This is a genomic window from Streptomyces sp. Root1310, from assembly GCF_001426425.1.
GTDB lineage: Bacteria > Actinomycetota > Actinomycetes > Streptomycetales > Streptomycetaceae > Streptomyces.
Genome location: NZ_LMEQ01000001.1, coordinates 2,145,488 through 2,158,094, shown reverse-complemented (window position 1 = coordinate 2,158,094; position 12,607 = coordinate 2,145,488). Strand labels below are relative to the sequence as shown.

12 protein-coding genes are annotated in these 12,607 nt (G+C 71.5%); 9 read left to right on the top strand and 3 right to left on the bottom strand.

From position 1 onward, the window contains the following. Window positions 1–11: 11 nt before the first annotated feature. Window positions 12–728 carry an HAD-IA family hydrolase gene (locus ASD48_RS09345; RefSeq protein WP_107104251.1) on the top strand — a complete coding sequence of 239 codons (717 nt, stop codon included), beginning with the start codon at window positions 12–14 and terminating at the stop codon, window positions 726–728. Here the strand turns inward: ASD48_RS09345 and ASD48_RS09340 are convergent. Then, window positions 715–900, bottom strand: coding sequence for a hypothetical protein (locus ASD48_RS09340; protein WP_057600868.1), 186 nt, complete (start codon window positions 898–900; stop codon window positions 715–717). The two genes, ASD48_RS09345 and ASD48_RS09340, sit on opposite strands and share 14 nt — an antisense overlap. Window positions 901–1,069: 169 nt before the next feature. Between ASD48_RS09340 and ASD48_RS09335 the strand changes: the two genes are divergently transcribed. Beyond that, window positions 1,070–1,951: a winged helix-turn-helix domain-containing protein gene (locus ASD48_RS09335; RefSeq protein ID WP_057600867.1), complete on the top strand. Its 882-nt coding sequence runs from the start codon at window positions 1,070–1,072 to the stop codon at window positions 1,949–1,951. 203 nt (window positions 1,952–2,154) lie between these two features. Further along, window positions 2,155–4,353: an aminoglycoside phosphotransferase family protein gene (locus tag ASD48_RS09330; RefSeq protein WP_242432535.1), complete on the top strand. Its 2,199-nt coding sequence runs from the start codon at window positions 2,155–2,157 to the stop codon at window positions 4,351–4,353. A gap of 83 nt (window positions 4,354–4,436) precedes the next feature. Here the strand turns inward: ASD48_RS09330 and ASD48_RS09325 are convergent, their stop codons facing one another. After that, a complete protein-coding gene (locus ASD48_RS09325; RefSeq protein ID WP_057600866.1) occupies window positions 4,437–5,477 on the bottom strand; it encodes a zinc-binding dehydrogenase in 1,041 nt (346 codons plus the stop codon). A 228-nt stretch (window positions 5,478–5,705) separates the two neighbouring features. Between ASD48_RS09325 and ASD48_RS09320 the strand changes: the two genes are divergently transcribed. Both ASD48_RS09320 and ASD48_RS09315 read left to right on the top strand, forming a co-directional pair. Then, window positions 5,706–6,350 (top strand): TetR/AcrR family transcriptional regulator, encoded by a 645-nt coding sequence (locus tag ASD48_RS09320; RefSeq protein WP_057600865.1) that lies wholly within the window; start codon window positions 5,706–5,708, stop codon window positions 6,348–6,350. Window positions 6,351–6,403: 53 nt separating this feature from the next. After that, window positions 6,404–8,524 (top strand): AAA family ATPase, encoded by a 2,121-nt coding sequence (locus ASD48_RS09315; protein ID WP_057600864.1) that lies wholly within the window; start codon window positions 6,404–6,406, stop codon window positions 8,522–8,524. Between the two features lie 217 nt (window positions 8,525–8,741). Here the strand turns inward: ASD48_RS09315 and ASD48_RS09310 are convergent, their stop codons facing one another. Then, on the bottom strand, window positions 8,742–9,434 hold the full coding sequence (locus ASD48_RS09310; protein ID WP_057600863.1) for a TetR/AcrR family transcriptional regulator: 693 nt from the start codon (window positions 9,432–9,434) through the stop codon (window positions 8,742–8,744). 53 nt (window positions 9,435–9,487) lie between these two features. On the opposite strand from ASD48_RS09310, the gene ASD48_RS09305 reads away from it, so the two are divergent. The 4 genes from ASD48_RS09305 to ASD48_RS09290 all read left to right on the top strand — a co-directional run bounded on the left by ASD48_RS09305 (window position 9,488) and on the right by ASD48_RS09290 (window position 12,570). After that, window positions 9,488–10,609, top strand: a complete 1,122-nt coding sequence (locus tag ASD48_RS09305) for an NAD(P)/FAD-dependent oxidoreductase (protein WP_057600862.1) — start codon at window positions 9,488–9,490, stop codon at window positions 10,607–10,609. A gap of 260 nt (window positions 10,610–10,869) precedes the next feature. Further along, window positions 10,870–11,298: a helix-turn-helix transcriptional regulator gene (locus ASD48_RS09300; RefSeq protein WP_057600861.1), complete on the top strand. Its 429-nt coding sequence runs from the start codon at window positions 10,870–10,872 to the stop codon at window positions 11,296–11,298. Between the two features lie 86 nt (window positions 11,299–11,384). Then, entirely contained in the window at window positions 11,385–12,062 is a 678-nt protein-coding gene (locus tag ASD48_RS09295; RefSeq protein WP_057600860.1) for a hypothetical protein, read from the top strand. A gap of 163 nt (window positions 12,063–12,225) precedes the next feature. After that, window positions 12,226–12,570: a DUF2516 family protein gene (locus ASD48_RS09290; RefSeq protein WP_028806934.1), complete on the top strand. Its 345-nt coding sequence runs from the start codon at window positions 12,226–12,228 to the stop codon at window positions 12,568–12,570. The last annotated feature ends 37 nt before the right edge of the window (window positions 12,571–12,607 follow it).

Sequence of the window (12,607 nt, the reverse complement as noted above, 5' to 3'; positions counted from 1 at the left end):
AGACTGAGCAGGTGGCAGCAGGCACCGGGAACGGGAACGCGGATCTGCGGGAGCTGATCACCCGCACGAGGGTCGTCCTGTGGGACTTCGACGGGCCGATCTGCCGGCTCTTCGCCGGGCACTCGGCGGAAGGAGTGGCCGACGGTCTCGTCCGGTGGCTGGAGGCGCGGGGCCTGCACGGCCTGCTGACGGACTCCGAGCGGGAGTCGCTGGACCCGCACGTCGTGCTGCGCGCGGTGGATCGTCGGCACCCGGGCAGCGACCTGGTCACGGAGCTGGAGCAACGCCTCACCCAGGAGGAACTGAAGGCCACGGCCACGGCGATGCCCACGGCGTGGGCCGATCCCCTGATCCGCACCCTGGTGGCACGGGAGCTGCGGCTGGCCATCACCACCAACAACTCACCCCGGGTGGCGACCACGTACCTGGCGAGCCGCGGGCTCACCTCCTGCTTCGCGCCGCACATCTACGGCCGCACCCAGGAACTGAGCCACCTCAAGCCCCACCCGCACTGTCTGAACCGCGCTCTGCGTGCCATGGGATCGTCGCCCGGCACCGCCCTGATGATCGGCGACACCACCTCCGACTTCCTGGCCGCCCGTGAGGCCGGCGTGCCGTTCCTGGGCTACGCGCGCAACGCGCACAAGGAGAAGCTGCTCAGGGGAGCGGGTGCCACGACGGTGGTCGACTCGCTGGAGCTGTTGCTGAACGCGGTCAGGCGGCCCTGAGCAGCAGCACCACGAGCAGGACGGCCGCCCCGACGGCGAGGACGTCGTGCCGGGCCCGTATGCCCACGGCCAGGGTGAACAGCAGCATCACGCCCACCGCTCCCAGCTTCGCCTGCACCGTCAACCCCGCGCAGAACGCGAGGAGTTCCCAGAGTGCCGATAACAGGAGCACGGCCTTCCACCTTCCTGCCAGTCTCTGTGAAGCTTTCAAATCCCAGTCCAATTGGCCTGGTTGACTTGAAGTGGATTTCCCCTGGCCGGTTGATCCTTAATCGACCTGAACCGGCCGGTACTTGACCGGGATTGGTTTGCCATTGGATGGATAGCGGTACGGTCGCTGTGTGGACGCTCAGCAGAGTGGTGACAGCGGCGGCCGGGAGTTCCACCGGGTCGCCGACGATCTGCGTGCCCGGATGGCGAACGGGACCTATCCGCTGCGCTCGTTCCTGCCGTCGCAGCGGGACCTCGCCGAGGAGTTCGGAGTCTCGCGGGACACCGTTTCCCGTGTGATGAGGGAACTGGCCCACGAGGGCTGGATCGAGTCCCGCCAGGGGAGCGGATCCCGGGTCGTCAAGACGCAGCGGATCCAGTCCTCCACGCCCAAAGCCACCCGGCAGCGCCAGGGGGCGACCCTGGGGCCGCTGCTCAGCGAGGCCTTCGAGCAGCCGGAAGTCACCCTGGACGTCTACACGTTGACGTCCGAGTCGCTGGACGCGCACATCCGCTTGCAGGCGGAGCGGATACACCGCCGCTCCATCGCACCCCAGCACATCGGCCTGCGGATGATCCTGCCCTCCGAGGAACTGGTCCTGCCCTACCCGAGGGTCAAGGACGACAAGGACGACGACCGGCTGCGCAACCGTCTGCACGGCATCACCAACCGGCACACCGAGTCACTGCGCGGGGTGCTCAGGGACCTGCGGACCGAGAAGCTCGTGCCGTCCGTCGACATCCAGATCCGGCACGCCCCGCTGACCCCCACCCTCAAGCTCTACCTCTTCAACGGAGCCGAGGCGCTGCACGGCCCCTATGAGGTGATTCAACGGCAGATCGACGTCGGCTCGAACGACGAGATCGAGGAGATCACGGCTCTCGACGTGCTGGGTCTCGGCGCCACCCTCAGCCATCAGGTGAAGGACGGGGACCCGAACTCGCCGGGCACCGTCTTCGTGGACACCTGGCAGTCGTGGTTCGACTCCGTCTGGAATTTTCTCGCCGAATAGCCCGGTCCCCGTGCGCTAGCATGCCTCAATCGCGCGAGCAATCGCTCTCGTCCATACGTATGAGACGGCGAACAGGCCCGTCTCGAACCGCCCGACGTGAGTGAGTGGCAAAACCACCAATCGGCTCAGCTGATCATCACTCCGGTCGTGCGGCGCGTTTACCGTTTGCCCTACCCTGCCCAGCGCGAGTACCGGAGCGGCCAGTGGTCGACCACCTTGTTCCCCCTCGTCACCTCGGGGAACGAGCAGCCGAGGACGTACCCGGGGCGCTGAGGGCCTTCGTCAGGGCCGCCGAGGCGACCCAGGAGTCCAGCGGCCATCACAATCGCAACTATGTGCTGCCGTTGACGGAGCGGGTCGCCCCTCTGGTGGGCCGCCCCCCGGGGACCTCGGTGATCGTGCGGATCAGGCGCTCGGACGCGCTGCCGGTGGTGATCAGGACCTGGCCGGAGGCGGCGATCCTCGACGCCGTCCGCGGCGCCCTGCCGCACGCACCCGAATGCCTGATCAAGACGCCTGGTTACGCCATCCACAGTCATGTGGAGGGCGTACCGCTCTCCACCATCTGCGGAAACGGTAAGCCTGTCGACAACCTGCTGATCAAGGCGCTGGCCGGGTTGCTGGCGCAGATGACCCAGGTGCGCCGCCAGGCACTGCCGCCGCTGCCCGGTTCCTGGCCCGCCAACCACAGCGACAGCCAGGCCTTCCTGAAGACCCTGACCCTGTGCGCCGACGAACAGATCCGCAAGCCCAACTGGGGTGAGTTCGGCGGGCTGTTCAAGGCGCTGGGGATCTCCGACGACGCTCTGCTCCGCCTGGCGGAGCGGGTGCCCGCGATGACCCGGCGGCCGTACAGCCTGCTCCACGCGGACCTGCACCGGGACAACCTGATCGTGTCGTACGGCGGGGACCCGCCGCTCGTGTGCGTGGACTGGGAGCTGGCGACCTTCGGCGACCCGCTGCACGACCTCGCCACCCACCTGGTGCGCATGCAGTACCCGGACCACCAGTGGGGCGAGGTGATCGAGGCCTGGGCGCGGGCCATGCGGAAGTTCCGGCCCAGCGCGATCAAGGGCCTGGACAAGGACCTCTCCCACTACGTCGCCTTCGAGCGGGCGCAGTCGGTCTATCCGGACGTGATGCGTGCGGCGAGGTCGCTCCAGGAGTCCTTCACGCAGAAGGGGTGCGACGAGGCGACGGTGGAGGTGCACCGGGCGCTGAAGGCGGCGGCGGAGCCCCTGCGGCTCGGGAACGTGCCGACGTACGACGAGATCGAGCGGGCTCTCGTCAGGTGGCTGGCCTCGCGGGTGGACCGGGGCGACAGCGGCCGGCACTGGATCGCGAAGGCCTCCGCATGGCGGCCGGACCGGCGCCTGTCCGAGAATCCCCGCTTTCCGGCGTCCGCCGTGCGGGAGGCGCTGCTCGCCGAGGGCGCCGCCCCCGCGCACCGGGTGTTCAAGGGAACCGCTCATCTCAACTCGGTCGTGTGGGTGCGGGACATGCCCCACCCCGTGGTCGTGCGCCGCAAACTGGCCAACGTCTCGCGGCGGGAGCCGAGTTACCTGAGCGAGCACGCCGTCCTCAACGCCATCCAGGAGTCGCGCGCCCGGGTGGCGGCACCGCAGGTCCTGGCGCTCGGCGAGAGCTACCGGGACGACGCCTTCAGCATTCACACCTATGTCGGCACCCGGGTCGACCAGCCGCCGAGCCACCCGGTGAACGGTCTGCTCCCGCACGAGGCCGACGCGCTCGTCGATCAGTTGTGCGAGCTGACCCGGGTGGACCACCGGGCGATCGATCCTCAGGCCGGGGACGTCGACTTCTACGAATGGCTGAAGGAGCAGCTGGTCGGCCTGGTGCGGAACCTGCCGAAGGAGTCGCTGCAACTGGCCCGCACGCTCGGGCTGCCCGACGAGTGGCGGCTGCGCGAGATCCTCTCCCGGCACCGGCTGAGTCACCGGGCGCCCGCCCTGCTGCACGGTGACCTCAACCCGTGGAACCTGGTGCGCCGCAACGACCACCGGGCCCTGACCATCATCGACTGGGAGATGGCCCTGGTCGGCGATCCGCTGTACGACCTGGTCCGGCACATGCACCTGACGCCGATCCGGCCGGAGATCAGGGACCGCATGTTCCGTCGCTGGGAGCGGAACATGCCTCCGGAGTACAGCAGGGACTGGCGGGTGGACTGGCCGGTCTACCGCTGGAGCGAGATCATCCGCTCCGCCTATGTCGATCTCGACCGGCTGGCGACCAGGACGGGCCTGGACGCCCCCAATGTCCGCAGGGCCGTCGACTCCTACGCCGAGACGCTGGCCGCGGCCACCGCCTCCCTCGGCCTTCCGGCCTCCCGAACGGCCAACCCCTACCTCAAGCTGGCCCTGACACGCGGACGGTCCTGACAGGCGAAGAGTCCTGACCCGGGTGGTGCGCGGGCGGGCGCGGGCGCCTGTACGGGCGCGGGCTCGGTCACCCCCTTCGGGCCTCAGACATCGAGGACCACCTTCCCGAGCGCCTCCCGCCCCTCGATCGCCGCGTGCGCGGCGGCGGCCTCCGTCAGCGGAAACCGGGCGCCGATCACGGGACGCAGCCGACCCGCGGCCGCCTCCGCCAGGACGTGCGAGGCCAGGCGGCGCGCCTCGGCCTCGCCGAACTGCACGTCCCCGATGCCGAACAGGGTGACGCCCCGCCGTTCCGCCTCTGTCGCGTCCACCGGCGCGAAGCCACCCGTGGGCGCCCCGTGCGCGGAGAAACGTCCACCGTCGGCGGTCAACGGGAAGGCCGCGAGGCCGAGATCACCGCCGACACCGTCCAGCACGACATCGGCGGCGGCTTCGGTGGCGGTCCCGGGGGCGGCTTGGGTGGCGTCTTCGGTGCCGGTCCCGGCGGCACGGGTGGACTCCGGGCGGCGCCCCAGGGCCTGCCGGGCGCGCTCCACCCAGTCCGGCTCCGACACGTCCACCACCGCGTCCGCCCCCAGTTCCCTTACCAGCGCCGTCTTCCGCGTTCCCCGCGCAGCGGCCACCACCCTGGCGCCCCGGGCGCGGGCCAGCTGGATCAGCAGGGTGCCCATGCCACCCGAGGCGCCGAGGATCAGGACGCGGTCACCGGGGCCCACGGCGGTGCGTTCCAGCAGACCGGCGGCCGTCACCCCGTCGTGGACGAGGGCCGCGGCCGTGCGCAGGTCCACGCCGTCCGGGACCGGGGTAGGCGCGGTGGCCGGGGCCGTCACGCGCTCGGCGTAGCTGCCGGTCACGAAGGACGTCACCCGGCGCCCCACCCACTCGGCGTCCACGCCCGCGCCGACCGCGGCGACCGTGCCGGCCACGCCGCCGCCGGGGACGTACGGCGGCTCGACGGGGAAATAGGCACGGAAGTGGCCCGAGCGGACCTGGGTCTCCACGAAGATCGTGTCGGCGTGGGCGACCTCGATCAGGACCTCGCCGGGGCCGGCGACCGGCTCCGGCAGCTCCACCGTGGCCAGGACCTCCGGTCCGCCGAACGCCTTCACCTGTGCTGCTCGCATGACATACCTCCACCGCGGTGCCGTTGAATGCGTGTGCATGAAGTCTTCGGCCTCAACCACGGTTGAGGTCAACCCCGGCAGAGATCGGGCGGGATTGAGGCCGTCGAGGCCGTGCGGTGTCGAGGCCGGTCGGTGTCGAGGCCGGTCGGGCGGGTGTGGAGGTCGGGCGCGCCCGGGGTCGAGGTCGGGCGCGCCCGGGGCGGGCGGTCGGCCCCGTAGGCTCGGTCCATGAGCGAGACCGGGCTGCGCGAGCGCAAGCGGCAGCGGATGTACCAGGTCGTGTCGGACATCGCCGTCCGGCTCTTCGTCGAGCGCGGCTTCGACGCGGTGTCCGTCGCCGAGATCGCCGCGGCGGCCGACATCTCCAAGCCGACCCTGTTCCGGTACTTCCCGGCCAAGGAGGACCTGGTCCTGCACCGGATCGCCGACCACGAGCAGGAGGCGGCCCGGGTGGTGACGGCGGCGCGGGCCGAGGGGGTCGCGCCGCTGCCCGCCCTGCGCCGGCACTTCCTGGCCGGACTGGCCGCCGGCGACCCCGTCACCGGCCTCAACGACCATCCGAGCGTGCGCGCCTTCCACGCGATGCTCTACGGCACGCCCTCCCTGGTCGCCCGTCTGTACGGCTATCTGGAGCGCTCGGAGGCGGCCCTCGCCGACGCCCTGGCGGACGAGCTGCCCGACGCCCTCGACGCCCGGCTGGCCGCCGGTCAGATCGTCGCCGTCCGGCGGATCCTCGCCGAGGAGAACTGGCGGCGGATCGCGGAGGGGGAGCGGGTGGAGGACGTGCGGGGGGACGCGGAGGCGGCCGCGGACCGGGCGTTCGCGGGGCTGGGGGCGGGCCTGCCGCAGCTGGGCCGGCCGGTATCCAGCTGACTGAGACAGAGTAAAAAATGTGACTCGGTTACGTTATTCGCTACCCTTCGCGTATGACGACACCCGAGCCGGTCCCCGAGGGCGACCCGAACGGCCCGCCGGATCTCGGCACCGCGTTGCACCACGAACGCGCCCACCACGACAGCTGCCGCGCCGCCCTCGCCGCGATGGTCGAGGGCGCCGACCTCCACGTCGTCACCGGCGAGGACGTCTCCGCCTCCGGCGCCGACGCCGAGGTGCTCGGGTTCCGGCTGCGCAGCCACGCCAAGGCCCTGCACGAACTGCCCGAAGGCCCCCTGTTCTTCGGCCGGCTGGACTTCGCCCACGGCACGGGCGGCGAGCACGAGGGCCTCGCCCACCACATCGGCCGGCTCCGCATCAGCGAGCACCCGGCGGCCCCGCCCCTCGTCGTCGACTGGCGCGCCCCCGTCTCCCGCGCCTTCTACCAGGCCAGCGCCCGCGACCCCCAGGGCGTGGCCGTCCGGCGGCGGTTCGGCTGGGCCCCCGGCAGCCGGGGTGACTCCACCGACCTCACGGGCCTGGAGGACGAGCGCCTCGACGCGGGCGGGCGCGTCGACGGCGGGGAGCGGGCCGGGGGCCACGTGCCGGGCGGGGCGGGGCGGCCGGGCGGGATCGTCGCCCGTGAGATCGAACGGCCCCGCGTCGGCCCCATGCGGGACATCGCCGCGACCATCCAGCCCGAGCAGGACGAACTCGTCCGCGGGGAGCTCGCCGAGTCCGTGTGCGTGCAGGGCGCCCCCGGCACCGGCAAGACCGCCGTGGGCCTGCACCGGGCCGCCTACCTCCTCTACACCCACCCGCGCCGCATCCGGCGCGGCGGCCTGCTGATCCTCGGCCCCAACCGCACCTTCCTCTCCTACATCGCCGAGGTGCTCCCCTCCCTCGGCGAGACCGGCGTACGGCAGTCGACCCTGCGCGACGAGATCGCCCGCCGGCCGGCGGCCGGGACGGACCCCGACCGGACCGCCGCGGTCAAGCACGACGCCCGGATGGCCGAGGTGCTGCGCCGGGCGGTGTACGGACGGGTGACGGCCGGCCGCGCCGACGACCTCTCCGTCCCCGACGACTCCTACCGCTGGCGGATCTCGGGCGACCGGCTGACGGAGATCGTCGCCGGGGTGCTCGCCGAGGAGCCGCCGTACGAGATCGGGCGCGAGCGGGTGCGCAGCCGGATCGTGCGCCGGATCCAGGAGCAGGTGGAACGCCGGAGCGGGCCGCGCCCGGCCTCCTGGACGCGCCGCATCGAACGGTCCCGGCCGGTGAGCGCGTGCGTGGAGGCGCTGTGGCCGAAGCTGCGCCCGGAGGAGGTCCTGGCCCGACTCCTCACCGAGCCTGCGGTGTTGGCGCGGGCCGCTGACGGTCTCCTCGACCCCGAGGAGCAGCGTGCCCTGCACTGGTCCCGGCCGCCCCGCTCACCGAAGTCGGCCCGCTGGTCGCCCGCCGACCTCGTCCTGCTCGACGAGATCGCCGGTCTTCTCGATCATCCCCAGGGCTACGGGCATGTCGTCGTCGACGAGGCTCAGGACCTCTCCCCGATGGAGTGCCGGGCGGTCGCCCGCCGGGTCCGCTTCGGCTCGCTCACCGTCCTCGGCGACCTGGCGCAGGGCACCACGCCCTGGGCGGCGGACTCCTGGCGGGCGCAGATGGCCCACCTGGGCAAGCCGGACGCGACGATCGTGCCGCTGACCACGGGCTTCCGTGTCCCGGCCGCCGTCCTCACCCTCGCCGGTCGCCTGCTCGACCTCCTCGACGCCGACGTGCCGCGCGCCGAGTCCCTGCGCAGGGACGGCGAACTGCGCGTCCGGCGAGCCGACGGTGACCTGCGCTCCGCGGTCGTGGCCGCCGTGCGCGACGCACTTCCCCGGGAGGGCTCGATCGGCGTCATCGCCGCGGACCGCCAGGTCGACGAGGTCCGCGCGGCCCTGGCCGGGGCCGGCATCCCGGCCTCCGGCCCGGACGACGCGGCCGCCCGGGTGACGGTCGTCGCGGCGACCCTCGTCAAGGGCCTCGAGTACGACCACGTCGTCGCCGTAGAACCGGCGGCCATCGCGCAGTCGGAGCGACGCGGCCTGAACCGGCTCTACGTGGTGCTGACCCGCGCGGTCTCGCGACTGGAGGTGGTGCACGAAAGGGAGTTGCCGTGGGAGGCGTGAGCAGGGACGGGTAGGTGTCCGTTCCCCGATGATCTGAATCGATGAGGTGTCGCCGAGCTGGGCCTTGTCAGTTCTGCCGGTACTGCGAATCCGAAGCCGGGCGGCCCAGTGGACCTGCACGGTGATGCGCCTGCTTGAGCGCGAGCCGGGCCGGCCCCGTTCGTTCTGTCGGACGGTACGGCCGCGGTCCGGTGTCCTTCCGTGCGAGAGCCGAGTGTCACACCGGCGGTGGGGTGAGTTTGGCGGCCACGGCGTCCAGGACCCAGTCCAGGCCGGTCGCGAAAGACGTCTCGGCGTCCACGTCCGTGCCGTCGTACACGGCCCTGGCCAGCGCCGGGAAGCGGCCCGTGGCCAACATGCTGGTCACACGCGGGCCGTGGGCACGCTGCCAGTCGTGCTTGGACAGGCCCGTGGCGCGTTCGGCCCGCAGGTTCGCGGTCTCGCGTCTGATCGCGCCGATGAAGTAGGCGCTGACGGTCTCCACGGCGCGCAGGACGGTGTCGATGTCGGCGACGCCGTCGAAGGCGGACAAGGTGGCCTCGGTCATGGCGAGGCCGTTCGGGCCCATGGCCGGGCGACCGCCGAGCAGGTCGGCCAGCCATTCGTGGCGGAGGGCGGTCTGCCTGGTGCGCTGGGCGAGGACGCGCAACGCCTCCCGCCAGTCACCTGGCTGCTCTTCGGGGCGGATCTCGGCGTACACCTCGTCCACCATGAGGTCGAACAGTTCCTCCTTGGTGGAGATGTATCGGTACAGCCTCATCGGACCGGCGTCCAGGCGGGCGGCGATCTTGCGCAAGGACACCGCTTCCAGCCCGCCCTCGTCGGCCAGCGCGACGGCGGCGGTGACGATCCGCTCCCGGTCGAGCGGTACGGGCTGCGTCGGCGGCTCCGGGCGGTCCCACACGGTCATGGGGACATCGTACCGTTGCGATACACCGTAGTGCGCTAATACAGTGTATCGACATGAGACGCCGCATCGCAGTGGTCGGCAGCGGTCCTGCCGGCCTTACCCTCGCCCGCGTTCTGCACCGTCACGGTCAACCGGTCGCCGTCCTCGAACGCGATCCCGCCCCCGACGCCCGCCCCCCGGGCGGCACCCTGGACCTGCACGAAGGGCTGGGCCAGCTCGCGCTGGACAAGGCGGGGCTGCTGGCGGAGTTCCAAGCGCTGTCCCGTCCCGAGGGGCAGGCCATGCGCATCCTGGACACGGACGGGACCGTCCTCCGCGACTGGCAATCCCGCCCGGATGACCGGGCCAATCCCGAGATCGACCGCGGGCAACTGCGTGACCTGCTGCTGGGGCCTCTGGACGTCCGGTGGGGTCGGGGCGTGACGCGGGTGGTGCCGGGGGCCCGGGACGGTGTACTGGTCCATTTCGCGGACGGGCGACAGGAGGTGTTCGACCTCGTGGTCGGTGCGGACGGCGCCTGGTCCCGGACCCGCCCGGCGGTCTCACCTGTGACGCCGCACTACACCGGCGTCACTTCGGTCGAGACCTCGCTCGACGACGTCGACACCCGCCACCCTGACCTCGCCCGGTTGGTCGGCGACGGTTCCGTGGCCGTGTACGGCGTAAACCGAGCTCTCGTTGCCCAGCGCAACAGCGGCGGCCACGTCAAGGTGTACTCCCAGTTCCGCGCGCCGCTGGACTGGCACAAGGGCCTGGACCTGGCCGACCCCGAGGCCGTCCGGTCGAGCCTGCTGGCTCTGTTCGACGGCTGGGCCGCTCCCGTCCTCGACCTCCTTCGCCACGGCACGGCTTTCGTCCACCGCCCCCTCTTCGTCCTGCCCGTGTCCCACACCTGGACCCACGTCCCGGGGGTGACGCTACTGGGCGACGCCGCCCATCTGATGCCCCCGTTGGGGGCGGGCGCGAATCTCGCGATGCTGGAAGGTGCCGAACTCGCCGAGTCCATCGCCACCGCCGGCCCCGAAGATCTGGACGACGCCGTCCGCGCCTTCGAGGAACGGATGTGGGCACGGGCCGGCAGGTGGGCGAAGATCACGACGGCGGGTCTGGAGCGCCTTGTGAGCGCGGACCCCGCCGAAGCGCTCGCCCTCTTCGACCAGGTCCAGCCATCCTGACCGCCAGCGCGAGAGCGCCGGCGCCAACGGCCCGCCACGGCTTCACGGGACGGTACGGGCGCTACCGCGGTCCGTTCACGGCTTGCTGCGCGGGTCGTCCGGGACCCGTTCGCTTCACATCGCGGACTCCGCGGGAGCCCACGGACGGACAGGACCGGACAGTAGGGCGGGGAGGATGGGGCACCCGGTCCGGAGTGGCGCGACACACTATTGCAAGCAGGTGCTTGCAATAGTTAGCAAGACTGGTGCACAGTGGAGTCATGGCATCGCTCAACGTCGGCAATCTCGGTGAGTACCTGCGCGAGCAGCGGCGCAACGCGCAGCTGTCGCTCCGGCAACTCGCCGAAGCCGCCGGCGTGTCCAATCCGTACCTGAGCCAGATCGAGCGCGGGCTGCGCAAGCCGAGCGCGGAGGTGCTCCAGCAGGTCGCCAAGGCGCTGCGGATCTCCGCCGAGACGCTGTACGTGCGGGCCGGCATCCTCGACGCGGAACGGGACGGGCAGGAGTACCGGGACGGTGCGACCCGCGCGGTCGTCCTCGCCGACCCCACGCTGACGGGGCAGCAGAAGCAGGTGCTGCTCCAGATCTACGAGTCCTTCCGCAAGGAGAACGGATTCGCGGACGGTGACGGTGCGGCGGGCCCACGGAACCACGAGAGCGACGCCGACCCGCAGCAGACGGCCGGTTGACCGGACCAGGGGACCGGCCGCCCCGCTGCGGACCTGCACGACCCTCAGCCGAAAACGACGTATGTGAATCCGGGAGGACCTTCACCATGGCCATCACCGACGACCTGCGCAAGACCTTCAGCGACCCGACTCCGTTCTACTTCGCCGCGGGCACCGCCGATCTGGCCCTCCAGCAGGCGAAGAAGGTGCCGGGTCTGGTGGAGCAGCTGCGCACCGAGGCCCCGGCCCGTTTCGAGGCCGTCCGCAACACCGACCCCAAGGTGGTGCAGGAGAAGGCCGGCGCCCGCGCCAAGGAGGCGACCGCCAAGGCCAAGGAGGCGCAGGAGACCCTCCAGGCCAAGGTCACCGACTTCATCAGCAGCCTCGACGGGGACATCAAGAAGCTCGGCAGCACCCTCGACGCCGACCTGAAGAAGTTCGGCGAGTCCGCCCAGGACTTCGCGCTGCGCGGCGTCGGCGTCGCCGCCGAGTACGCCGTCAAGGCCCGTGAGACGTACGAGAAGGTCGCCGAGCACGGCGAGCAGGCCGTGAAGACCTGGCGTGGCGAGGCCGCCGAGGAGATCGAGGAGCTCGCCATCGCGGTCGAGCCCAAGTCGGAGCCCAAGCCCGCGCCCGTGGTCCAGCCGGTCGTGGTCAAGGACGAGCCGAAGCCCGCCGCGGCCGCGGCGCAGTCCGACGCCGCGACGGCGAAGAAGCCCGCCGCCCCCAAGAAGGCTCCGGTCCGCAAGCCCGTCGCGAAGAAGACCACGCCGCCGGCCAAGTGAGACCGACGGCCGGGACGGACACGGCGGACAAGGACATACAGTCACGGGCCGGGCACTCATGTGGTGCCCGGCCCGTTGTACGGGTAGCGGGAGTGCGGTAGCGGGTACGGTGACCGCGTAAGGACGAGCGAGTCGAATCGCGTCGAGTCGGGTGGTGGACGTTGTGCTGATCGAAGGCTTCGCCGGGCTGGTGTGGCTGCTCTACCTCGCCATGCTGGTCCTCGCCGTGGTGGCGCTGGTGATGGCCGCTCTGTTCCGTGATGACGCCTACCGGGCCGCCGACAAGCAGAACAAGGGCTTCTGGCTGATCATCCTCGGTGTCACGGTGGCGGTGAACCTCCTGGTGCCGATGCTCTTCCTCCAGCTCGCGGGCCTGGTCGCCACGATCGTCTTCTTCGTGGACGTACGGCCCGCCCTCCGTCAGGTCGGCGGTGGCGGCGGCTGGGGCCGCAGGCGCGGCGGCAGCAGCAGCGACGGCCCGTACGGCCCGTACAACGGCGGCCGCTGACCCCACAGGAACCTTCCGCGCCCCGCAGCCCCCTCCC